General features: G+C 61.8%; 22 protein-coding genes. 6 read left to right on the top strand and 16 right to left on the bottom strand.

Going from position 1 to position 23,164, the window contains the following annotated elements:
• Nucleotide 1 precedes the first annotated feature (1 nt).
• Complete coding sequence (locus F2P47_RS13070) at nucleotides 2-490, top strand: DUF6691 family protein (protein WP_204886687.1); 489 nt, start codon at nucleotides 2-4, stop codon at nucleotides 488-490.
• A gap of 1 nt (nucleotide 491) precedes the next feature.
• Here the strand turns inward: F2P47_RS13070 and ntrC are convergent, their stop codons facing one another.
• From ntrC to dusB, 3 genes are read right to left on the bottom strand one after another with little or no spacing between them, the layout of a single operon-like run.
• Nucleotides 492-1,934: a nitrogen regulation protein NR(I) gene (gene ntrC / locus F2P47_RS13065; RefSeq protein WP_152216812.1), complete on the bottom strand. Its 1,443-nt coding sequence runs from the start codon at nucleotides 1,932-1,934 to the stop codon at nucleotides 492-494.
• Between the two features lie 12 nt (nucleotides 1,935-1,946).
• A complete protein-coding gene (locus tag F2P47_RS13060; protein ID WP_152216811.1) occupies nucleotides 1,947-3,071 on the bottom strand; it encodes a two-component system sensor histidine kinase NtrB in 1,125 nt (374 codons plus the stop codon).
• Nucleotides 3,071-4,081 (bottom strand): tRNA dihydrouridine synthase DusB, encoded by a 1,011-nt coding sequence (gene dusB / locus F2P47_RS13055; protein WP_422561294.1) that lies wholly within the window; start codon nucleotides 4,079-4,081, stop codon nucleotides 3,071-3,073. Before dusB ends, F2P47_RS13060 begins: the two co-directional genes overlap by 1 nt.
• A gap of 126 nt (nucleotides 4,082-4,207) precedes the next feature.
• Here dusB and F2P47_RS13050 point away from each other — a divergent pair, with 126 nt between their 5' ends.
• Genes F2P47_RS13050 through F2P47_RS13040 form a run of 3 tightly spaced genes read left to right on the top strand, consistent with a single transcriptional unit; the run spans nucleotide 4,208 to nucleotide 6,347 of the window.
• A complete protein-coding gene (locus F2P47_RS13050) occupies nucleotides 4,208-5,359 on the top strand; it encodes a bifunctional 2-C-methyl-D-erythritol 4-phosphate cytidylyltransferase/2-C-methyl-D-erythritol 2,4-cyclodiphosphate synthase (protein ID WP_152216809.1) in 1,152 nt (383 codons plus the stop codon).
• Nucleotides 5,356-5,853, top strand: a complete 498-nt coding sequence (locus tag F2P47_RS13045; protein WP_152216808.1) for a phosphatidylglycerophosphatase A family protein — start codon at nucleotides 5,356-5,358, stop codon at nucleotides 5,851-5,853. The genes F2P47_RS13050 and F2P47_RS13045 overlap by 4 nt, the downstream gene beginning before the upstream one ends.
• Complete coding sequence (locus F2P47_RS13040) at nucleotides 5,853-6,347, top strand: CinA family protein (protein WP_152216807.1); 495 nt, start codon at nucleotides 5,853-5,855, stop codon at nucleotides 6,345-6,347. Before F2P47_RS13045 ends, F2P47_RS13040 begins: the two co-directional genes overlap by 1 nt.
• Here F2P47_RS13040 and F2P47_RS13035 read toward each other — a convergent pair whose 3' ends face one another.
• The 11 genes from F2P47_RS13035 to F2P47_RS12985 form a co-directional block, all read right to left on the bottom strand.
• Nucleotides 6,348-6,824 carry a type II toxin-antitoxin system RatA family toxin gene (locus F2P47_RS13035; RefSeq protein ID WP_152216806.1) on the bottom strand — a complete coding sequence of 159 codons (477 nt, stop codon included), beginning with the start codon at nucleotides 6,822-6,824 and terminating at the stop codon, nucleotides 6,348-6,350.
• An 8-nt stretch (nucleotides 6,825-6,832) separates the two neighbouring features.
• Nucleotides 6,833-7,816 (bottom strand): lipoyl synthase, encoded by a 984-nt coding sequence (lipA, locus tag F2P47_RS13030; protein WP_152216805.1) that lies wholly within the window; start codon nucleotides 7,814-7,816, stop codon nucleotides 6,833-6,835.
• A 111-nt stretch (nucleotides 7,817-7,927) separates the two neighbouring features.
• Nucleotides 7,928-8,416 carry a PAS domain-containing protein gene (locus tag F2P47_RS13025; RefSeq protein ID WP_152216804.1) on the bottom strand — a complete coding sequence of 163 codons (489 nt, stop codon included), beginning with the start codon at nucleotides 8,414-8,416 and terminating at the stop codon, nucleotides 7,928-7,930.
• 62 nt (nucleotides 8,417-8,478) lie between these two features.
• On the bottom strand, nucleotides 8,479-10,008 hold the full coding sequence (locus F2P47_RS13020) for a sulfatase (protein WP_152216803.1): 1,530 nt from the start codon (nucleotides 10,006-10,008) through the stop codon (nucleotides 8,479-8,481).
• Nucleotide 10,009: 1 nt separating this feature from the next.
• Nucleotides 10,010-10,759: a TerC family protein gene (locus tag F2P47_RS13015; RefSeq protein WP_152216802.1), complete on the bottom strand. Its 750-nt coding sequence runs from the start codon at nucleotides 10,757-10,759 to the stop codon at nucleotides 10,010-10,012.
• An 8-nt stretch (nucleotides 10,760-10,767) separates the two neighbouring features.
• Complete coding sequence (gene lpdA / locus F2P47_RS13010; protein ID WP_152216801.1) at nucleotides 10,768-12,168, bottom strand: dihydrolipoyl dehydrogenase; 1,401 nt, start codon at nucleotides 12,166-12,168, stop codon at nucleotides 10,768-10,770.
• 12 nt (nucleotides 12,169-12,180) lie between these two features.
• Complete coding sequence (locus F2P47_RS13005; protein ID WP_152216800.1) at nucleotides 12,181-13,476, bottom strand: pyruvate dehydrogenase complex dihydrolipoamide acetyltransferase; 1,296 nt, start codon at nucleotides 13,474-13,476, stop codon at nucleotides 12,181-12,183.
• A gap of 13 nt (nucleotides 13,477-13,489) precedes the next feature.
• Entirely contained in the window at nucleotides 13,490-14,863 is a 1,374-nt protein-coding gene (locus F2P47_RS13000) for a pyruvate dehydrogenase complex E1 component subunit beta (protein WP_152216799.1), read from the bottom strand.
• A 2-nt stretch (nucleotides 14,864-14,865) separates the two neighbouring features.
• On the bottom strand, nucleotides 14,866-15,948 hold the full coding sequence (gene pdhA, locus F2P47_RS12995; protein ID WP_152216798.1) for a pyruvate dehydrogenase (acetyl-transferring) E1 component subunit alpha: 1,083 nt from the start codon (nucleotides 15,946-15,948) through the stop codon (nucleotides 14,866-14,868).
• A gap of 170 nt (nucleotides 15,949-16,118) precedes the next feature.
• Nucleotides 16,119-16,460 (bottom strand): FtsB family cell division protein, encoded by a 342-nt coding sequence (locus F2P47_RS12990; protein WP_185681102.1) that lies wholly within the window; start codon nucleotides 16,458-16,460, stop codon nucleotides 16,119-16,121.
• Between the two features lie 156 nt (nucleotides 16,461-16,616).
• Nucleotides 16,617-17,969, bottom strand: coding sequence for a DUF1329 domain-containing protein (locus tag F2P47_RS12985; protein ID WP_152216796.1), 1,353 nt, complete (start codon nucleotides 17,967-17,969; stop codon nucleotides 16,617-16,619).
• Between the two features lie 208 nt (nucleotides 17,970-18,177).
• Here F2P47_RS12985 and F2P47_RS12980 point away from each other — a divergent pair, with 208 nt between their 5' ends.
• Nucleotides 18,178-18,762 carry a TetR/AcrR family transcriptional regulator gene (locus tag F2P47_RS12980; protein WP_152216795.1) on the top strand — a complete coding sequence of 195 codons (585 nt, stop codon included), beginning with the start codon at nucleotides 18,178-18,180 and terminating at the stop codon, nucleotides 18,760-18,762.
• Between the two features lie 34 nt (nucleotides 18,763-18,796).
• On the opposite strand, the gene eno is transcribed toward F2P47_RS12980, so the two are convergent.
• Together eno and F2P47_RS12970 are read right to left on the bottom strand one after the other, a co-directional pair.
• The gene (gene eno / locus F2P47_RS12975; protein WP_152216794.1) at nucleotides 18,797-20,071 is read right to left on the bottom strand and encodes a phosphopyruvate hydratase; all 1,275 of its coding nucleotides are present in this window, start codon (nucleotides 20,069-20,071) and stop codon (nucleotides 18,797-18,799) included.
• A gap of 329 nt (nucleotides 20,072-20,400) precedes the next feature.
• Nucleotides 20,401-20,970 (bottom strand): PadR family transcriptional regulator, encoded by a 570-nt coding sequence (locus F2P47_RS12970; protein WP_152216793.1) that lies wholly within the window; start codon nucleotides 20,968-20,970, stop codon nucleotides 20,401-20,403.
• Between the two features lie 287 nt (nucleotides 20,971-21,257).
• Here F2P47_RS12970 and F2P47_RS12965 point away from each other — a divergent pair, with 287 nt between their 5' ends.
• A complete protein-coding gene (locus F2P47_RS12965) occupies nucleotides 21,258-23,096 on the top strand; it encodes a DUF1302 domain-containing protein (RefSeq protein ID WP_185681101.1) in 1,839 nt (612 codons plus the stop codon).
• The last annotated feature ends 68 nt before the right edge of the window (nucleotides 23,097-23,164 follow it).

Raw genomic sequence — 23,164 nt, 5'->3', positions numbered from 1 at the left:
CATGAGCGTTTCAAGCTTTGGCCGCTCGCTGGCTGTTATGGTCACCTCCGCCTTGTTCGGCCTCATCTTCGGGCTCGGCCTTATTGTGTCACATATGGTCGACCCGCAGCGCGTGACGGATTTTCTCGATATCGCAGGAACGTGGAATCCGGCCCTCGCCTTCGTCATGGGAGGCGCCATCCTCGTCGCGGCACCCGCCTTTGCCTATGCGAGGCGCCATCGCAGCTCTGCCCTGAGCGGCGCGATCGACCTTCCTGATCGCTTCCGCATCAACTCCCGGCTCGTTATCGGCGCGGCCTTGTTTGGCATCGGCTGGGGCCTCAGCGGCATCTGCCCCGGCCCCGGCCTCACGCTACTGACGAGTTTCGAACCGCGAGCGCTCGTCTTCATCGCCGCGCTGGCCGCGGGAATCCGCTTCACCGACATGGCGACGGCGGCAAAGCCCGCAGCTCAGGAAGATATGGCGACCGCCCCGCGCCCGGCGGACTGAATTACTTCAGTCCCCGGATCACCTGCACGTCGAGGTCCTTCAGCTTCTTGCGCAGCGTGTTGCGGTTGATGCCAAGAAGATGCGCGGCCTTGATCTGGTTGCCGCGCGTCGCTGCCAGCGTCATGCCGAAGAGCGGCTTCTCGACCTCACGCAGGATGCGATCATAAAGGCCGGGAGGCGGCAGCGCGTCGCCATGCTGGGCGAAGAGCCTGTTGAGCGCGCGCTCCACCGAAGCGGAAAGCGGCTCGTCGCTCGGCGCCTGCTCGGTCGGGCGGCTGAAATCTGGCTCCGCGAGTTCCGTTTCCAGAACCGAGGCGCCGATCATCTCCTCCGTGTAAAGCGCGGCGAGGCGTCGGACGAGATTTTCAAGCTCACGCACATTGCCGGGCCAGCGATAACGCTTGAGCAGTTCCATGCCCTCGCTGTCGATGGTCTTGGGCGGAAGCCCTTCGGCCTCGCCCTGATCGAGAAAATGGCGGACGAGATCCGGGATATCCTCCGCGCGTTCGCGCAATGGAGGCAGGCGGATCGGCACGACGTTCAGACGAAAGAACAGATCCTCGCGGAAAAGGCCAAGATTGATGAGCTGCCTGAGATCACGGTTTGTCGCCGCGACGATGCGCACATCGGTCTTGATCGGCGTGCGCCCGCCGACGGTCGTATACTCCCCCTGCTGAAGCACGCGCAGAAGGCGCGTTTGCGCCTCCATCGGCATGTCGCCAATTTCATCGAGAAACAGCGTGCCGCCTTCGGCCTGCTCAAAACGGCCCGTGGCCCTCTGGCTCGCGCCAGTGAAAGCGCCCTTCTCATGGCCGAAGAGTTCGCTTTCGATCAACTCGCGGGGAATGGCGGCCATGTTGATCGCGACGAAAGGCCCGTTGCGGCGCTTGCCATATTCATGCAACGCGCGGGCGACGAGCTCCTTGCCGGTGCCGCTCTCGCCCGAGATCATGACGGTGAGGTCCGTCTGCATCAGGCGCGCCAGTACGCGGTAGATGTCCTGCATCGCCGGCGAGCGGCCGATGAGTGGCATCTTTTCCTCGTCCTGCACGGAATGGCGAGGTACGGCGCTTTCACGTGGCGCGGTCATGGCGCGGTCGACGACGCGGATCAGCTCATTGAGGTCGAAGGGCTTGGGCAGATATTCATAGGCGCCGCGCTCCGCCGCCGTGATCGCGGTCTTGAGCGTGTTCTGCGCGCTCATCACGATGATCGGAATTTCCGGCCGCGCGCGCTTGATGCGCGGAATGAGGTCGAAGGCATTTTCGTCGGGCATCACCACGTCGGTGATGATGAGGTCGCCATCGCCCTGCGCCACCCAGCGCCACAGCGTCGCCGCGTTGCTCGTCGCCCGCACATCATAGCCCACACGTCCCAAGGCCTGGTTGAGCACGGTGCGGATCGCCGCATCGTCGTCCGCGAGAAGAATTGTGCCGCTCGGCATGGAAGGCTACTCCTACTTCGAATTGGCGGGCGTCAGGGCCTCGCCAGTGTGCATTGGCAAAAGAACGCGGAAGACGGTGCGGCGCGGCTGGCTCTCGCATTCCACGATGCCGCCATGATCGCCGATAATCTTCGCGACAAGTGCGAGACCGAGGCCCGTTCCCGATGATTTGGTAGTGACGAATGGGTCGAAGAGATGCGGCATCAAATCCTCCGGCACGCCGGGGCCGTCATCGATGACGCAGATCTCAAGCGGCAGGCTCACACGGTCGCGCCGGCCCGGCATGGAGAGGCGCACGCCCGGCCTGTAGGCCGTCGTCAGCACGATCTCGCCATCCGGCTTGCCGATCGCTTCGGCCGCATTCTTCACTAGGTTGAGAAAGACCTGGATCAATTGATCCTTGTCGCCCAGCACTGGCGGCAGCGAGGGGTCGTATTCCTCGGCGATCTTGATGCCCTTGGCAAAGCCCGTCTGGGCGAGCTGCTTCACATGGCCGAGCACGACATGGATGTTGACCGGCTCGCGCGGCACGGGCCGCTCGTCGGAAAAGACTTCCATTCGATCGACAAGCTTGCAGATGCGATCCGTCTCGTCGCAGATGAGCCGCGTCAGCGTCCGGTCTTCCGGCGGCGCGTTGAGTTCGAGAAGCTGCGCCGCACCGCGAATACCCGACAGCGGGTTCTTGATCTCATGCGCAAGGATCGCCGCCATGCCGGTGACGGAACGCGCAGCGCCGCGATGCGTGAGCTGCCGGTCCATCTTGTGTGCCATGGTGCGCACCTGAAGAATCAGCAAAACATGGCCGGGATATTCGCCGACCGGCGTTACCTGAATATCGACGGCGCGATCCCCCGCCCGCGGCGTTCCAATCTCGACGCCATATTCGTTGACCGAAACGCCGTGCTCATGCACCTGTTGGATCAGCGCAAGCACGGGGCTGCCGAAGGCCACGAAATCGTTCAGCGAGTGGCGCATCAACACCGAGGCGCTGGCTGCAAAGAATTGCTCCGCGCTGTCGTTGACATATTCGATGCGCATATCCCGATCGACCATCAGCACCGGATGCGGCATGGCATTGAGGATCGCTGCCGAGTCGGGCTTCAGGCCCGTCGCCGTCTGTATCGCGCTCTGCGCCATTATGCGGCCTCTCTTTCACTGTCGAATTGATCTGCGGCGCGCGCGTAGAACTCGGCCACGCGGGCAAGCACTGCTTGCGTGTCATGAAGGCGCACGACGTCTTTCTTCGTCGTCATAGCCTCTTCGGGAAATATCCGCGACGCTTCCTCGAGGTACCAGACGAGGTGCTTGCGGGCGACGCGCAGACCCAGCCCCTCGCCGTAATGCGCAAGCATGTCGCGGTAATGCGCGTCCACGATACGGCCCTGTTCGGCCCATGAGGGCGCGGGAAGCTTTTCGCCGGTCTTGAGATAATGCGCGACCTGCGCGAGAAACCAGGGCCTCCCCTGCGCTCCACGGCCGATCATCACTCCATCCGCGCACGAAGCATCGAGAATGGCTCGTGCATCCTCCACGCTCGTCACGTCGCCATTTGCGATGAGCGGAATGGAGATTGCCTCCCGAACCCGGGCGATGAAGCCCCAGTCGGCGCGGCCCTTGTAGAACTGGCAGCGCGTCCGTCCGTGAACCGTAATCATCTTCACGCCTGCCGCCTCGGCCCGCTTCGCGAGTTCTGGTGCATTGCGGGTCTCGTCGTCCCAGCCCGTCCGCATCTTGAGCGTCACCGGAACCGAGACCGCGCCTACCGTGGCTTCGATCAGCGTCAGCGCATGGTCGAGGTCGCGCATCAGCGCTGAGCCCGAAAGCCCGTTGGTGACCGCCTTGGCCGGGCAACCCATGTTGATGTCGATGATGTCGGCGCCCGCCTCCTCGGCGATGGCCGCGCCCTTGCCCATCCAATGCGCCTCGCGGCCTGCCAGCTGGATCGCCAGCGGTTCCACTTCACCCGCCCCCGCCGCCCTGCGCACCACATCGGGCCGCGCCCGGACCAGTTCGTCGCTTGCCACCATTTCAGACACGACAAGGCCGGCGCCAAGCCGATGCGCGACCCGCCTGAAGGGCAGATCCGTCACACCAGCCATGGGTGCTAGCAGAACAGGAGTGCGGAGATAATGAGAACCGACCGCGATGGACAAAATTTAGGCACCAAATAGACTTGCACAAACTTTAGTCAGATTAACTCCGGTTTTTGTGCGCTGCAAGAGGATTTCATTTCGATCTTGCACGTGGTGCCGCCGCCCGCGTAAACGAGCCATATGACTGTTGCCGCGCTCATCGTGGCGGCGGGCCGGGGAACGCGCGCCGGCCCCGGCGCGCCCAAGCAATACCGCCTTTTGGCGGGCGAACCGGTGCTTCGCCGGACGCTCGGCGCCTTCGCCCGGCATCCCGGCATAGACGTGGTTCTGGCGGTCATACACCCCGACGACCGGGACGCTTACGACAAGGCAGCGGCGGGCCTACCGAAGCTTCTGGAGCCCTGTTCGGGTGGCTCCACGCGGCAGGCTTCCGTCCTGCTCGGGCTCGAGGCTCTGGCCGCTTTGAGCCCCGCCCGCGTCCTCATCCATGATGGCGCGAGGCCTCTCGTGAGCCCAGCCATCATCTCCCGCAGCATCGAGGCGTTGGATGCCCATGCAGGCGCGTTGGTGGCCCTTCCCGTCACCGATACGATCAGGCGGACAATTGCGGACCTTGCAGGCGAAACGGTCCCGCGCGACGGTCTCTGGCGGGCACAGACGCCACAGGCTTTCCGCTACCCGGCCATCCTCGTCGCACACAGGCAAGCGGCAGGCGGCGAGATGACGGATGATGTCGCGGTGGCCGCCGCCGCAGGCATCGAGGTCGTGATGATCGAGGGGGACGAAACCAACATGAAGATCACCAGCGCCGACGATCTCTCCCGCGCCGAGCGCCTGCTCGAAGCCACGGCGGAATACCGCACCGGCACCGGCTATGACGTGCACCGCTTCGGCGAGGGTGACCATGTGATGCTCTGCGGCGTTCGCGTTCCGCATACTCATGGGCTGGTCGGCCATTCCGACGCCGATGCCGGGCTCCATGCGCTCACCGACGCGATCCTCGGCGCGATCGGAGAGGGCGATATCGGCCAGCACTTCCCGCCGAGCGATCCGCAATGGAAGGACGCATCGTCGGACCGCTTCCTCGCGCATGCCGCCGAACTCGCAGCCCGCGCAGGTGCGCGCATCGTCAACATCGACGTGACCTTCATCTGCGAGCGCCCGAAAATCGGGCCGTGGCGCAACGCGATGCGCGAGCGGCTTGCCCACATCCTTCACATCGACGTCTCGCGCATCAGCGTCAAGGCGACGACAACGGAAGGATTGGGCTTCACAGGCCGCAGCGAGGGCCTTGCCGCGCAGGCGCTCGCCAATCTACGTTTCGGCGCATGATGAAGCTTACGCCGCTTCCCGCCGGCCTCCGCTTCGCCGATCCGGTGGCGCTCATCGCGACATGGTTCGGGTCAGGTCTCATGCCCAAGGCGCCGGGCACCTGGGGCTCGCTCGCAGCACTCCCGCCCGCTTTGTTTCTCGCGTGGCTCGGCGGGCCTCTGGCACTCATCATTGGCGCCGCGCTCGCCTTCGTCATCGGCATTCCCGCGGCCTCGCGCTATGCGGCCGCGAAGGGCACGGAAGATCCTTCGGAAGTCGTGATCGACGAGGTTGCCGCGCAATGGCTGGTGTTGGCGGCTCTCCCGCTGGCACCCGTCGCGTGGGGTGCGGGTTTCCTGCTCTTCCGCTTCTTCGATGTCGTGAAGCCCTGGCCCGTCAGCCTTGCCGACGCCCGGCTCAAAGGCGGACCCGGCATTATGCTTGATGATATCGTGGCCGCTGTCTATGCGATCCTCGCCATCCTCCTCATTCGTTATTTCACCGGGGCGCTCTGATGTCGATATTTCCACGTCCACTCGTTCAGCGTGCGGAACTTCTGCTTGGTGACTGCCGTGAGGCAAAGCTCAAGATCGTGACGGCCGAGTCCTGCACAGGCGGGCTCATCGCCGCACTGCTGACGGAAATTCCGGGCTCGTCGGATGTTGTGGAGCGCGGCTTCGTGGTCTACTCAAATGAGGCGAAACGCGATGCGCTCGGTGTACCCGGCGATCTCATTTCCGATTTCGGCGCGGTGAGCGAACCCGTCGCCCGAGCGATGGCCGAAGGCGCGCTGAACAATTCGCGCGCCCATATATCGGTATCGGTCACAGGCGTCGCAGGGCCCGGCGGCGGCACGGCGCTGAAACCTGTCGGCCTCGTCCATTTCGGTGCGGCACGGCGCGGGCGCAGCATCATCCATGAAGTTCAGCGCTTCGGCGATATCGGCCGCGAGGAAATTCGCCTCAAGAGCGTCGAGATCGCGCTCGAACTTCTCCAGCGGATGATCTGATCAGTCGGATGCCTGCTGCGGCAGCGCGGGCTTCCCGTGCAGCACGTCCGCCCGGTCGATGAAGGCCTGCATCATGCGCGTGAAGGCCTTGGTGAAAAAGCCGCTGATCAGCGCTTGCAGCGTCGCGCTGCGGAACTCGAAGTCGATGAAGAAGTGAATGCACGAGCCGCCGTCGGGAAGCGGCTCAAATTCCCACTTGTTCACCAGATTCTTGAACGGCCCCTGCACATATTCCACATCGACCTTCCGCGCCTTGGGATCGAGCGTCACGCGGCTTGTGAACTGCTCGCGGAAAACCTTGTAGGCGACGATGAGATCGGCGGTGACGATTTCCTTGTCGCCCGCTCGCTCGCGCTTGCGAATGCGCGCGCCCGCGCACCAGGGCAGGAATTCGGGATAGCGTTCGATCTCCGCGACAAGCGCGAACATCTCATCCGCCCCATAGGGCACATCCTGCGTCTGATTTGTCGTCGGCATCGGAACCCTTAAGCCCGCGCGAGCTGCGCGTTGCGAGCCTCGCGCAGCCGCGCAAAATCCGAATCCGCATGATAGGACGAGCGCGTCAGCGGGCTGGCGGACACAAGCAGGAAGCCCTTCGTCCGCGCAATCGTCTCATAGGATTTGAACTCTTCCGGCGTGACGAAACGATCGACCGCCGCATGCTTGCGCGTCGGCTGAAGATACTGGCCGATGGTGAGAAAGTCGATATTGGCAGAGCGCATGTCGTCCATGACCTGCTGCACTTCCTCGCGCGCTTCGCCAAGCCCCACCATGATGCCGGACTTGGTGAAAATCGAGGGATCGATTTCCTTCACGCGCTGAAGGAGACGCAGGGAATGGAAATAGCGCGCACCCGGACGAATGGTCGGGTAGAGGCGCGGCACGGTTTCGAGATTGTGGTTGAAGACATCGGGCCGCGCCGCGGCGACCTTTTCGAGCGCGCCTTCCTTGCGCAGGAAATCCGGCGTCAGAATTTCAATCGTCGTCGCGGGCGAGCGGCGGCGGATTGCCTGGATCACTTCAACGAAATGCTGCGCGCCGCCATCGGCGAGATCGTCGCGATCGACCGATGTAATGACGACATGCAGAAGACCGAGCTTCTCGACGGCATTGGCCACATGCTCCGGCTCATCCGCATCGAGCGCGCCCGGCAAGCCGGTCTTCACATTGCAAAAGGAACAGGCGCGCGTGCATGTGTCGCCCATGATCATCATGGTCGCGTGCTTTTTCGACCAGCACTCACCGATATTGGGGCAGCCCGCTTCCTCGCAGACGGTGACGAGGCTGTTATCGCGGACGATGCGCTTCGTCTCCGTATAGACGGGCGAACCCGGCGCCTTGACCCTGATCCATTCGGGCTTCCGCAACATTGGCGTATCGGGCCTGTTGGCCTTTTCCGGATGGCGTGGGCGCGGCTTCCCGCTGGAGCCGGAACCCTCTTCCTTGAGCGTATCGATGATGATGGCCATGCTGCCGAAATCCTGTCGCGGGGCCTGCCCCGCATTTCGTCTTCAACATGGATAGACAGGAAAGCCGATTCAAGCAAATCCGGCATGAATCCGGATTCAGATCATGCCGCCCTATTCAGCCATGTCGAACAGGCCGCCCATGATCTGGTTCCGTCCGTCATCCGTCTTCATCGGAAGGTAGCACGCCTCGAAATCGGCATGCTCGACATCGAGACCCATCAGCCGCCCGCGCAGAAAGGCCGGCTTGCCCGCAGCAAAGACCCGATTATGGAAGACAATCTGGTCGGCAGCCATGCGGGTGCCATAGCACTCGGTAAAGCGGCGTCCAGTGCATTTGAGACCAAGCCGAAGCTCATTCGCGCTACCGACCAGGCGGTAGAGAAGATCGCGGCCCTCATCTACCGGCTCGACGATGAAGATGCCGCCTAGCGTCTGCCTGACGTCGAAGGGATCTATGGCGCCGCGGCGCACGATACCGTCCGGGCTCATCTTCGATTGCCAATATGCGAGCAGCACCCGGTTCATCGGATGCACCGGCGCATCGACTTCGACAACGTCGTAGTCAACGGCCTTCGCCTTTTGTGCCGATTCCCTGAGCATGTCGCCCCCTTTGCCAGCAATTGTGAAAGGGGAGAGTTAATCAATTCCTAGCGCGCGGCCACTCAAGTGAGACCAAGTCTCAAAAATTGACTATCCGGGACCTCAAGCTCCTCCAAAATGGCACGAAGCCGCTCGGCCATGTCGCGCTCTGCGGCAGCGCCCGCGAGGTTGCGCTCCTCGCCCGGATCTTCATCGAGATCGTAGAGGTGATTTCCGGTGAATTTTGCCGCCGCCCAGAAGGGAAGCATGTCGCCCTGCTGCCAGTCCTGCCGGATGACTGGCACCTGACTGCCGGGCATCTTCGCAAGGAATGCCCGATCGTCCGGTAACGGAAGTTCCTGCTCGCGGTTCAGAAAATGCGTCGGCATTGTCGACCAGCGGTTAGACAGCATGGTGAGCGGCGCATTGGCCTCCCTGGGCGCGCGCGCATATTTGTAGCGCTTGTCTACGAGATGCACTTCGCGGCCCCAGACGCCGGTAAGCAGCCAGTCACGGATTTCCGCTGTCTCTCCGCGCAGCAGAGGCAACAGCGACTGTCCATGCGTCTTCTGCCGCACTTTGACGCCGAAGAGATCGGCCAGCGTGGCGAACAGATCGACGCTCGTGGTCAGCGCATCGCAAGTGCCGGGCGCGACACCGGGATGCGCGATAAGCAGCGGAATATGACCAAGCGGGTTGTAGACCGGTACTCCGGGCTTTCCCCATATGTCCTTCTCGCCGAGATAGTGGCCGTGATCGGTGCAAAGAATGAACACCGTGTCGTCCCATAGCCCGTGGCGATCCATGGTGTCGAGTATCTTCCCGAACCAGTGGTCGATCATGGTGAGCTTGCCGCCATAGGACGCGCGAAGCTGGCGCGCCTGCGCTTCGCTCAACACGCCCTTGGCAATCGCGCCCTGCATGTAAGGCGGCCAGATGATGTTCGGTCCGTCCCAATCAGCGTCGTACATCGAGGCATAGGGCTCTGGCGTATCGAATGGCTCGTGCGGATCGAACTCGTCGACAAAGAGCATGAAGCGCTTGTGACAACCCGCATTCTCATCGAGCCAACGGGCCGCCGCCGCCATGGTGCGCGGGCCCGGAAAATCGGCCTCGCCGCGGAAATAGCCACGCGAATTGTCATAGGGCATGGGCGGCCGGAAAAGGCTCGGCGCGCCCGTCCAGCTCGGGTCGGGCCGCGTCTTCCAGGGATCGCCTTCATGGCCGCGCTGATAGTCCCAGGCAGTGAAATCGACATGGAAATTCTCGCCGCCCGTCTCGAAGAGATGGGGGTGATCGGAAATGAGCTGTGTGACGACGCCCGCCTTGCGAAGCTCATAGGTGATCGCATCTTCCCAAAGCTCGATGGAGCCCCAGGGCTTCCAGAGGAAATCGAGCGCGCCGCAGAGAATGTCATGCCGCGCGGGCATGCAGGGTAGCGAGCCAGTATAGTGCTTCGTGAAGCGCGTCGCGCGAGCAGCGAAGCGATCGACGTTCGGCGTGGCGAACTCCGTTCCACCATAGGCGCCGAGCATGTGCCGGTTGAGGCTATCGAGCAGAATGACGATAGCGTTCTTTGGACCGCCGCTCGCCATGCCTGCTGCAAGGCTCATTCTATTCCACCGTTCGCTTCGCTGCCGCCCGCTTCGCATTGAGCCGCTTGGTTGCCCAGAGGTTGAGCGACTCGACGCCGATGGAGAAGGCAACCGCGAAGTAGAGATAGGCCTTCGGGATGTGGAAGTGCAGCGCATCCGCGATCAGCGAAACGCCGATCAGGATAAGGAAGCTCAGGGCCAGCATCTTGACGGTCGGATGTGCATCGACGAACCGGCTCAGCGGTTCGGCGGCAAACAACATGACGCAAACAGCCGCGATAACCGCGAAAGCCATGATCGGGAAATGATCGGACATGCCGACCGCCGTCATCACGGTGTCCAGCGAGAAGATGATGTCGATGACGGCGATCTGGGCGACGACCGACCAGAGGCCGGGAACCTTGGCGCTTTCCTTCGGGCCGAACTCATCTCCCCCTTCGACCGAGTGATGCACCTCGAGCGTCGACTTGGCGATCAGGAACAAGCCACCGACCCCCAGGATGATGTCGCGCCATGAGATCGCCAGATCGAGCACGGTGAAGACCGGCTGGCTCAGCGTGACGATCCAGGCGACCGAGGCAAGCAGTCCAAGGCGGGTAATGAGTGCGGCGCCCAAGCCAAGACGGCGTCCAACCCGCCGCTTCTCAATCGGGAGACGGGAGGCAAGAATCGAAAGAAAAATGAGATTGTCGACGCCGAGCACGATCTCGAGAACCGTCAGCGTCAGCAGACTCGCCCAGTTTTCCGGGCTTGAAAAAATTTCCCACATAATGGCGGCTAGATGTGCAGCGCGCGACCGAAAGCGTCAAGCACAGACTCATGCATCGTCTCACTGAGGGTGGGATGCGGGAAAATCGTCTGCATGAGTTCAGCTTCGGTTGCTTCCAGGGTTTTCGCAACCGTATAGCCCTGAATGAGTTCTGTCACCTCCGCGCCGATCATATGGGCGCCCAGAAGCTCCCCGGTCTTCGCATCGAAGATCGTCTTGACGAGCCCATCCGGCTCGCCGAGTGCGATGGCCTTGCCATTGCCGCGGAAGGGAAAGCGCCCAACCCTGATTTCGCGCCCGCCTTCGCCCGCCTTGGCCTCTGTCAGGCCGACGCTGGCGATCTGCGGATATGAATAGGTGCAACCCGGCACTTTGGTGACATCAAGCGGGTGAAGCTCCTTGAGCCCCGCCAGCCGCTCCACCGCCATCACGCCCTCATGCATCGCCTTGTGCGCGAGCCAGGGTGCGCCGACCAGATCGCCAATGGCGTAGATGCCCTTTACGCCCGTCTCCAGCCATTCATTGACCACGACATGGCCGCGCTCGACCTTCACGCCTGCCGCTTCCAGCCCCAGATTCTCGACATTGCCGGTAATGCCGACCGCAGAAATCACCCGCTCGGCCGTTATCTGTTGCGACTTCCCGTCCTTTGTCACAATCGTCGCGGTAACGCTGCCCGCGCCCTTGTCGAGCTTTTCGACCTTGGCGGAGGTCAGGATCGTCATGCCCGATTTCTTGAAAGCCTTAGCGGCCAGCTCGGAGATTTCAGCGTCCTCGACCGGCAGGATGCGGTCCATCACCTCAACCACCGTCACCTCGGCACCGAATGCGCGGTAGAAGCTGGCGAACTCTATGCCGATGGCGCCGGAGCCAATGACCAGAAGCGACTTAGGCATGGCAGGCGGCACCATCGCCTCGCGATAGGTCCAGACAAGCTTGCCGTCGGGCTCCAGTCCCGGAAGCGTGCGTGCCCGGGCACCGGTTGCAAGAATGATGTTCTTTGCCGTGAGTTCGCTCTTGCCAGCCTTGCCCTCGACGGCAACCTTGCCCGCGCCGGCCAGCCTGCCTACGCCCTCGATCACATCGACCTTGTTCTTCTTCATCAGGAATTTGACGCCGTTGGACAGCGTCTCAGCCACCTTGCGGCTACGCTTCACCACGGCTGCGGCATCGAACGAGATATTGTCGGCTTTGATGCCGAACTCCTCGAGCCGGTGCAGCATGTGATAGATCTCCGCCGAGCGCAGCAGCGCCTTGGTCGGAATGCAGCCCCAGTTGAGGCATATGCCGCCAAGCGCGTCGCGTTCGACGATTGCCGTCTTGAGTCCAAGCTGGCCGGCGCGCACCGCAGCGACATAGCCGCCGGGGCCGGAGCCGATGATGACGAGATCGTAATTGGTATCGGCCATCGCTCGGATTCCTTAAAGCAACATGGAGGGCGGATATTCGACGAAAGCCTTGAAGGCTTCGAGGAACTGCGCGCCGAGCGCGCCGTCGATGGCGCGGTGATCGCAGGACATGGTCACCGTCATCACTGTTGCCGCCTCGATCTTGCCATTGCGCACCACGGCACGCTCCTCTCCCTTGCCGACAGCAAGGATCGCTGCCTGCGGAGGATTGATGACCGCCGTGAAGTTCTTGATGCCGAACATGCCGAGATTGGAAATCGAGAAGCTGCCGCCTTCGAATTCCTGCGGCTTCAGCTTCTTCGTCCGCGCCCGTTCTGCAAGCTCCTTCGCCTCCGCCGCGATTTCGGCCAGACCCTTTGTCTCCGCATGGCGGATGATCGGCGTGATGAGGCCGCCGTCGAGCGCGACGGCAATTCCGATATCGGCATGCTTGTGCTTCAGGAGCGCCGTGCCTGCAAAGCTCACATTGGCATTGGGCACCTTCATCAAGGCGAGCGCCGAGGCCCGGATCAGGAAGTCGTTGACCGAGAGCTTGACGCCGCCGGTCTCGTTCAGATGCTTGCGGACACGCAGCAATTCGTCGAGCTCGCAGTCGATGGTCAGGTAGAAATGCGGGATCTCCTGCATCGCCTGCGTCAGACGGCGCGCGATCGTGCGGCGCATGCTATCGAGCGGAACTTCTTCATAGGAGCCCGCCTCGTAAAAGGCGCGTGGGTCGATTGCTGGACCGGCCACTGCCGGTGCCGCCCCCTGCACCGCCGCACGCGGAGCGGCCGCACCGGGCTTGGCGCCTTCGACGTCGGCCTTCACGATGCGCCCGCGCGGGCCGGTGCCCGTCAAAACGGCGAGATCGACGCCCTTCTCCTTCGCGATCCGCTTTGCGAGCGGCGAGGCAAAGATACGCGCACCGGCTTCGTGCGGTGCAGGCGCCTTTGCCGCCGGAGCGGCGGGCTGGGGCACGACGGGCTGTGGCGCGACTGGAGCCGCGTCCTGCTTCGGCGCCTCGACCTTTGAATGCGGCGCGGTGGGCGCGGCGGGCGCATCTTTCAAAGCGGATACATCCTCACCCTCGCCAAGCAGAATGGCGATGGGCTTGTTCACCGGCACATTCTCCGTACCCTCCGCCACCAGCAATTTGCCGATGCGGCCTTCGTCCACCGCCTCGACCTCCATGGTCGCCTTGTCGGTCTCGATCTCCGCAATGACATCGCCGGAGGAGACCTTGTCACCCTCCTTCACATGCCACTTGGCGAGCTTACCCTCTTCCATCGTCGGAGACAGCGCGGGCATCAGAATGGGTATCGGCATATTCGCGCTCCCTTTAGCGGTAGCAGACGGCTTTCACCGCCTCTACCACCTCATCCGCGCTCGGCAGCGCAAGCTTTTCGAGATTGGCCGCATAGGGCATCGGCACATCCTTCTGCGTCACGCGCAGGATCGGAGCATCGAGCCAATCGAAGGCTTTGGCCTGCACCTGCGCGGCAATCTCCGCACCAATGCCGCAGACGGGCCAGGTCTCTTCGACGGTCACCAGACGGTTCGTCTTTTTCACCGAAGCGACGACCGTGTCGATGTCGAGAGGCCGGATCGTGCGCAGATCGACGATCTCGGCATTGATGCCTTGCGCCGCGAGCTTTTCCGCCGCCTCGATGCAATAAACGAGACCGTGGCTATGCGAAACGATGGTGACGTCCGTGCCTTCCTTCAGCACGCGCGCCTTGCCGATGGGCAGCACATAATCGTCGAGCTTCGGCACCTCGAAGCTCTTGCCGTAGAGAATTTCATTCTCGAGGAAAATCACCGGATTTGGATCGCGGATCGCTGCCTTGAGAAGTCCCTTGGCGTCCGCCGCCGAGTAAGGCGCGATGACGATGAGTCCGGGAATATGAGCATACCAGGACGTATAATCCTGGCTGTGCTGTGCGGCGACGCGAGCCGCCGGGCCATTGGGCCCGCGGAACACAATGGGCGCGCCCATCTGGCCACCCGACATGTAGCGCGTCTTGGCGGCGGAGTTGATGATCTGGTCCATCGCCTGCATGGCGAAATTGAAGGTCATGAATTCGACGATGGGACGAAGCCCCGCGAAGGACGCGCCGACACCGAGACCCGTAAAGCCATGCTCCGTAATCGGAGTATCGAACACGCGAACCGGTCCGAACTCTTCGAGCAGCCCCTGTGTCACCTTGTAAGCGCCATGATACTGCGCCACTTCCTCGCCCATGACGAAGACGCCCGGATCGCGGCGCATCTCCTCGGCCATGGCGTCGCGCAACGCCTCGCGCACCGTCATGGTCGTGAATTCGGTGCCTGCCGGGATTTCGGGATCGGCCTTTACATCAAACACAACTTTCGGCGCAGCCGACTCGGCCATAGCAGCAGCCGCAACCGGCTTCGGCGCCTCGTCCGCAGCGGCGGGCGCTTGCAGCGCTGGCGTCGCGGCAAGGCTCTCGCCTTCTTCCGCCAGCACAGCGATGACGCTGTTCACCTTCACGTTCTCGGTGCCAGCGGGAACGACGAGCTTCGCGATGCGGCCTTCATCGACCGCCTCGACCTCCATAGTCGCCTTGTCGGTTTCGATCTCGGCAATGACGTCGCCGGAGCGAACCTCGTCACCCTCCTTCACAAGCCATTTTGCCAGCGTGCCCTCTTCCATCGTCGGGGAGAGGGCGGGCATCAGAATATTCGTCGCCATGGTCAGGCCCTCACCGCCGTATGATCCTTGTCGGCCAACACATCCGTCCAGAGTTCCGACGGATCGGGTTCCGGGCTCGACTGCGCGAACTCGGCCGCTTCGTTGACGGTCGCCCTGATGTCCTTGTCGATCTCCTTCAGATCATCCTCTGTCATACCGCCCTCAAGCAGCCGGTGCCGGACCTGCTCGATCGGGTCATGCTCCTGCCGCATCTTGTTCACTTCTTCCTTGGCGCGATATTTCGCCGGATCGGACATCGAGTGGCCGCGATAGCGATAGGTCATCATCTCAAGAATGTAGGGCCCGTTGCCCGCCCGGCACCATTCCGCTGCTTTGATGGCGGCGGCGCGCACCGCGCGCACATCCATGCCGTCCACCTGCTCGCCGGGAATGTTGAAGCTGACGCCACGCTTGGAAAGATTGGTCTGCGCAGAGGCGCGCGCGATGGAAGTGCCCATCGCATATTGATTGTTCTCGATCACATAGATGACTGGCAGCCGCCAGAGCTCTGCCATGTTGAAGCTCTCATAGACCTGCCCCTGGTTCGCCGCGCCGTCGCCGAAGAAGGTCAGACTTACATGATCGTTGCCGCGATATTTGTTGGCAAAGGCAAGGCCAGTCCCAATCGGCACCTGCGCGCCGACGATGCCGTGGCCGCCATAGAAGCGCTTCTCGACGCTGAACATGTGCATCGAGCCGCCCTTGCCGTGCGAATAGCCGCCGGAGCGCCCCGTCAGCTCCGCCATGACGCCTTTGGCATCCATGCCACAGGCGAGCATGTGGCCGTGGTCGCGATAGCCGGTGACGATCTGGTCCCCTTCCTTCGCGGCGCCGAGAATGCCGACAACAACAGCTTCCTGGCCGATATAGAGATGGCAGAAGCCACCGATCAGCCCCATGCCGTACATCTGCCCCGCCTTCTCCTCGAAGCGACGGATCAGCAGCATCTCGCGATAGGCCTTGAGATCCTCCTCGCGCGAAAGCGGTGGCGGACCTTCGGTCTTCGCGGACTTCTTGCTTGCTGCTGGTCGGACGGCTGGTTTGGCGCTCGCCTGCTTCGCAGGTCGTTTCGGTTTGGTGGCCATCTTGTCTTCCGCTTCAGGTTCAGGAGAGGCAACCCGCGAGCGGAGAAATGGATCCGCGCTCGAGCTCACCGCCGAAGCAGAATACTAGACTCGCAACGTAAATGTTTGATTTCAAACCAGAAAACGAAGATTAACCTAGTTTCGGTTAATCGACCTTTGGCGCCAATGGGTTAGCGCTTCTGCTGCGCGGTGCCGGTGGCGGAACGATCGCGGAAAATCACGATGTCGTTCGGATTGGCAAAGCCGAGGGTCGCCCGGGCGCGTTCATCGAGAAGGTCGGGATCGAGGCTGCCGGTCCTCAGAAGCGCCACCTGCCGGTCAAGCTGCTCGCGGGCGCTGCGCACCTCGGCAAGCTGCTGATCGAGCGTGTCGACATGATTTTGAAGGCTCAGCCAGGCGATGAAGCCGTGGCGCCCATAAACCGCGTGGTAGGCGAAATAGCTAATGACGATGGCGCAGACGAGCGGCACCAGCGCATGGCGCAGGCGGAGCGGTTCTCTCGTTCGAATCAAGCCCATTTCCTTCATGAACAACAAGGAATCACAGAGGGATTCCCCTCGTCAATAGCGCTCGCGAGAGCACCCCAACGCCGTGATAGCAACGCATAAAAAAGGACTGCGTCGCCTCGGCGACGCAGTCCAGTTTAACGGCAAGATCGTGGAGGGAACTTACCGTACGCCCAACTGCCGGATGGCGTTCGGCGTATAGCGGCTCGCATCGAGCTCGTCGGCGAAGTAGTTCACCGCCGGCTCTTCGTTCTGCATGGCCAGCGCGAGATAGCGGCCCGCCTGCAGATCGTAGACGATCTCGGCACCCGTGCCGCAGAGCGGAACTTCGTAGTGCGGGATCTGCTGGACTTCCTGGACGCGCCAGAGCTGACCGCGACCGTCATAGAGCTCGGCGGCCGAGACCTGCCACGAGTCTTCGTCGTTGTGATAAACGCGACGGGCATAGACGTGGCGCGTGTTGGGGCGCAGCTTCGCTTCGAAGTTCCACGTGCGGTGGACTTCGTACCGGACCGCGTCCTGGTTGACGTGGCCGGGCTTCAGGAAGTCCTTGTACTTGATCGCATCGGTCTTGAAGGAGTTCGCCGCAACCAGCATCGGCTTCTTGTCGATGACCGACCAGTCGTAACGATCGAGCGCGCCGTTGTAGCCGTCGAAGGCATCAGAGGTCGACAGACCGTCCGAGTTCGTGCCGGGATTGTCGTAGGCGATGTTCGGAGCGCGCCGAACGCGGCGCGTGCCGGGGCTGTACTGCCAGGCCTGACGGCCGCCATTGAGCGTCGCGTTGAGGGCATCGTACACGAGGATGACGTTGCCAGCTTCACGTGCCGGAGCGATCGTGTTCGACAGGTAGTAGAGCGAAATGTTGTTGAGCTCTTCAGCCTTCGTCTTCGTCGGGTCGGACCAGGGGAAGAGTGCTTCGTCCTGAACGATCGTCAGCGTGTAGTCGCCGCCGCGCGTCACTGCCGCCGCCGCAAACTGCCGCGTCAGCTTGAACGAGCGATAACGCAGCGTGTGGTTCCACATGATTTCGAACGCATTGTTCGGAACCGGGAACGGGAAGCCCATGATCGCGCCGCCAACGCCCGAACCGCCGCCGATGAGTTCACCGACCTTGGCGTTGTTCTTCGTGGCCGCGTAGACCTTTTCCGGATAGGCGCAGCTGCGACGCGTCTCATAGACGTTCAGCTTGTAGTCCGGATAGGTCTTCAGCAGGGCCTTCTGACCATCGGTGAGGATGGCGGAATACTTGTCCGCATTGGCCGGCGTGACCGTGTATTTGATCGGGTCGCTGGCGAAGGGATCGGCAACATGCTGACCCGGCTTGTAGCTCACATTGCTCGGAACCGAGGACAACCCGCCCGTCCAGGCCGGGATATCGCCTTCGCCGGCCTTTTCTGCGCCGATGGGCGTCAGATCATTACCAAGACGATTCGCCTGCCCCTCGGGCACAGCGGCATTCGCTACCACCGGCGCGCAAACTGCGAGCGCGATGGCGAGTTTCGACACCTTCATCGAATGAAACCTCCCTCTGATACTCTACACTGAAATGTGTGTTCTAATTTTCTACGGCTATTGACTGATAATATTCGTTTTTTGTCAATACTCAACGTGACGCCTCAGGCGGTCACAATGGAACACAAAAGCTCCTTAAGCCCTTGCCTTTGTGGCGTTATGGCGTTCTGATCGATTTTATCAGCCGTTACTGGGGAGGAATGGCTCAATGAGTGTCATGGAGGACACGCGGGATCGCATCGTCGCCTCGGCGTCGGCGCAGATTCAGCGTCACGGCCATATCAAGACGACGGTGGCCGACGTAGCCAAGCATTGCCGCATGTCGCCCGCGAATATCTATCGGTTCTTTCCGACAAAGGCCGCCTTGATTGAGGCTGTGTCGGAAATCTGGCTCGCGCTTGCCGAAGACAATGCCCGTGCCATTGCCCGCCAGCCATCCTGTGCGTCAGCCCGGGTGCGGGAATTCATCGTCGGGGTGCATGAGTTCAATCGCGATCGATACACGCGAAACGGCGAGGTCCACGAAACGGTCGTCGCTGCCACTACCGAGCGCTGGCCCATCGTGGCCCGCCACGAGAAGGTGCTCATCAGCATTTTCGCCTCGATCCTTGAAGATGGCGTGAGGAAAGGCGAATTCGAGATCGACGATATCGAAGGGACGGCCGCGGTGATGATCGCGGCCATGGTCAAGTTTCACAACCCGATCATGGTCGCGCAATATCACGGCGAAAGCCTGATTGAGCAGGCAAACGCCCTCGCCGATTTCATGCTGAAGGCAATCAAAAAGCGTTGAGCGCCTTTGGCGCTCAACGCTCAACAGCGGTCGCTTAGCGCTTCAGGATGCTGCGGCCCGCATATTCGGCTGTCTCACCCAGCAGTTCCTCGATGCGGAGAAGCTGGTTGTACTTGGCCAACCGGTCCGAACGCGCCAGCGAGCCGGTCTTGATCTGGCCGCAGTTAGTCGCGACGGCAAGGTCGGCGATGGTCGAATCTTCCGTCTCGCCGGAACGATGCGACATGACGGCGGTATAGCTCGCCTTGTGTGCGAGTTCGACCGATTCAAGCGTCTCGCTGAGCGAACCGATCTGATTGACCTTCACCAGAATCGAATTCGCGACGCCCTTCGAAATGCCGTCGGCCAGGCGCGTCTTGTTGGTCACGAAGACGTCGTCGCCGACGAGCTGCACCTTGCCGCCCAACGCGTCGGTCAGCATCTTCCAGCCGTCCCAATCGTCTTCGGCCATGCCGTCCTCGATTGAGATGATGGGGTAGCGGTTCACGAGATTGGCCCAGTATTGCACCATCGCGCCTGCGTCGAGCTTCTTGCCCTCGCCTTCGAGGTCGTAGACGCCGCCCTTGTAAAATTCCGTCGAGGCCGCATCAAGCGCGAGATAGATGTCCTCGCCGGGGCGATAGCCCGCCTTCTCGATTGCCTTCATGACGAAGCCGATCGCATCCTCGGTCGAGGCGAGGTTCGGCGCGAAACCGCCTTCATCGCCGACATTGGTGTTGTGGCCAGCCGCCTTCAACTCGCTCTTCAGCGTGTGGAAGACCTCGGCCCCCATGCGCAGACCGTCGGAGAAGCTATCCGCCGCCACCGGCATGATCATGAATTCCTGGATGTCGATCGGATTGTCCGCGTGCTGCCCGCCATTGACGATATTCATCATCGGCACGGGCAGGATGTGCGCCGAGGGGCCGCCGACATAGCGGAAAAGCGGCTGTCCCTGCGAAATCGCCTGCGCCTTCGCGACGGCGAGCGAAACGCCGAGGATGGCGTTGGCGCCGAGGCGCGACTTGTTCGGCGTACCGTCGAGCGCGATCATCGCCCGGTCGATGGCGATCTGCTCGGCCGCATCCATGCCGCCGACGGCGTCGAAGATCTCGCCGTTGACCGCCGCAACCGCGTTGCGAACGCCCTTGCCGTTGTAGCGCCCGCCGCCATCGCGGAGCTCCACCGCCTCATGGGCGCCCGTAGAGGCGCCGGAGGGAACCGCGGCGCGGCCCAGCGCGCCGTCCTCGAGAAGCACGTCGACTTCGACAGTCGGGTTGCCGCGGCTGTCCAGAATTTCACGGCCGATGATGTCGATGATGGCTGCCATGGCGTCTCAAGCTCCACTCGGGTTTTGCAAGGGTCCCCTCGGCGGCCGATCCAGCCCCCGAGGCACGGCGTTTCTAACGGAGCGAAGTGCTTAACGGAAGAGGCTCCTTGCCCCGTCTCCTCGCAAATCTGCGCCAGATCCGGCGCGGGCGCTCGTCCGGGCGGCGTCAAACCGCCGCGGGCGGCGCAAAGGCTCACACGGCAAGCCCGCCGGCTCGGCGGTCCCCGGGTGGCAAACGCCGCGCCCCCATCCCGATAGCTCAATGCCAACAAGCCCCATGCAGACGACAAATCATCTGCATGGGGATCGTTATGCCTGCGCGGCTGCAATCAGTGCGCCGCAAGCTCCATAACCGGTTCGACATCCCGGTCCGGCGCAAGCAACCAATGGCTGTTCTCGCGGATATAGCTTCGCTCTGCTTCGAGCAGAGCGCGGCCGAGCCCAACGCAGAACTTTTGCCCAGGCAGCAAAGCTCCCTTGGCCAACGGCCCTTCGCCTTTACCCAGCGTCCGCAGCGTTTCTTCTGTTTCGTCTATCTCCGCCAGCCGCTGCTCAAGCAGCTCCGCGGCCCGCGATTTCGGCAGATAGGGCGCAAAGCTCAGGATGAACATAAACTCCGACCGCAGCCTGTGGCGCGCTGGCGACGTCATCAGCGCATGCAGGCAGACCTCCCGGCCCGCATCCGTGATCGCGTAAACCTTCTTGTTCGGGCGATTTTCCTGCTCCACCCGCTCGCAACTCACCAGCCCCTCCGCGGCCAGCTCGTTCAACGCCGGATAGATATTGCTGATCGTCACGTCGACGACCTCGGAAACCTCGTTTTCGAGGACTTTCTTGATGTCGTACCCGGTTGCCGGCCCCGACATGAGGACACTGAGCAACAGTTCCTTTGTATTCAACCCGCTTCCCTCCCCGTCAGCAGATCAGGCCCTTGCGGAACCTTAAGTGAATTATTTATAAGCGTTTCACCGTTAGGTTTTTTGCACCTAATTAAGAATCACAACGACTGACGCACACACCTCCTCGTGAACGCGTCGGCACCCTAACCAGAGTAGCCGGTTCTTCCGGCTACCAGTCTTTCGGGCCCACGGGGGGCCCCGAATCCGAGTAAGCGGGAGAAACCATTACAATGAGAGTATCGGCGGGAACGTCGCCTGTCACGAATGAACAGGCACAAGGGCTTAAGTTGAAATCAACATTTTTTGCGGCCATCGCGAGCACGCTTCTATTCGCAGGCGCAGCACATGCCGAATCCTACAAGTTCGGCGACATCGATCTTTCGATCGACACCACGGTGTCGCTCGGCGCGACGATGCGCACCAGCAACCGAAGCTGTGAACACGTTTCGAAGGAAAACGGGGGTTGCCCCGGCAGCGACGGCCGCGTGACGGGCGTCAATTCCGACAATGGCGATCTCAATTTCAACCGTTGGGATCTTACGGACGCCATCGGCCGCGTAACGGCCGACGTTGAGATGAAGTGGGAGAACTACGGCGTCTTCGTTCGTCCGACGGCCTACTACAATGGCGTCTACGCCAAGAACGACCTTCGCTTCCGCGATCTGTCGCATGACGGCAAGGGCCAGCTCGATTACAACGTGAACGTCCTCGACGCGTTCGTTTACGGCAAATGGGACATTGATGGCCACGCGGCGACGCTCCGCGTCGGCAAGCAGGCTTTGAACTGGGGCGAAAGCCTCTTCATCACCGGCGGCATCAACAACTTTCAGGCTTTCGACGTGACGGCGCTTCGTACGCCCGGCGCCGAATTGAAAGACGCAATGACTCCGATGCCGATGGTCTACGGCTCGTTCTCGATGACGGATAACCTGACGGTTGAAGCGTTCTGGCAGTTCTCCTACAAGCGCACGGAACTCGATCCTGCGGGCTCCTTCTTCTCGACCGACGACATCGTAGGCAAGGGATCGTTCCCCGCCTATTCCGGCGTCGTGGACGACAGCCTCGGCCTTGCGGGCATCCACATCCCGAGATCTGAAGACCGTGGCTGGAGCAACGCCGATCAGTTTGGCGTCGCAGCTCACTACTACGCTGAAGACGTAGGAACGGGCACAGACTTCGGCCTCTACTACACCCACTATTCGAGCCGCCTGCCCTATCTGGGCTTCCAGAATGGCGGCGTTGATACAACGACTGCCTGCTCAATCGTTTCGGGTTTGGGTTACGATTGCGCGGATGCGGACGGGGCGTTGGCCGCTTTTGCATATGGTGCGAACCAAGGTTCGTATTTCCATGATTTCCCGCAGATACAGATGATTGGCGCCAGTTTCTCGACAACCATTGAAGGCACCGCAGTGTCAGGCGAAGCGACCTTTTCGCCGAAAATGCCGTTCGGCATCTCCGATTACGAACTCAACGCCTCCCAAATCGACGGCCTTGGCGCCTCCTCGGTACTCTCCAGCGCACTCACAGGCCATACGGTAGATAGCTTCAGCTCTCTGCCATACCTGCCTGGCGTGAACCAGTCGACGCTCACTCATATCGACCTTGATGCGTGGCAGGGACAGATCGGCACGATCACGTCTTTTTCCGCTTCAGATTTCATTCCCCGCAATCTTGGCGCCGACAGCGGCATCTTCGTGTTCAATGCCGGCTTCGTCTATGTTCCGGATGCCAGCCACTACCCGCTCAATCAGGCAGGTCGCGAAGGTGGTATCAGGAACTACTTTGCGGCATTGATCCTCGCGAACGGTGCAACCCATCCGCAATATGCCACGGACTTCTCGTCGGGTTATCGCGCGATTCTTTCAGTAGACTATCCAAACGCCTTTGGAACTTCCGTCACTCTGACTCCCAACGTCGCTTGGCGTCATGATGTGGTCGGCTATTCGCCCGGCCCGAATACCGCCAACTATCTCAGCGGCCTCAAGGAAGTGTCGCTCGGCGTGGACGGCACCTACCAGAGCTACAAGGCGAGCCTGAGCTGGACCTCTACCTTCGGTGGCGGCTGGTACAACGACTTCACGGATCGTGATTTCGCGACGCTGAGTCTCTCCTACGCCTTCTAAGCGAAACACCGCGCCCTTCGGGGTGCGGATGAGAAAACCAGCCCCGGGAAGTCCGCTTCCCGGGGCTT

This window comes from Parvibaculum sedimenti, from assembly GCF_009184905.1.
Classification (GTDB): Bacteria; Pseudomonadota; Alphaproteobacteria; order Parvibaculales; family Parvibaculaceae; genus Parvibaculum; species Parvibaculum sedimenti.
The sequence above is the reverse complement of the archived record's forward strand: the minus strand, read 5'-3'. Positions and strand labels throughout refer to the sequence as shown.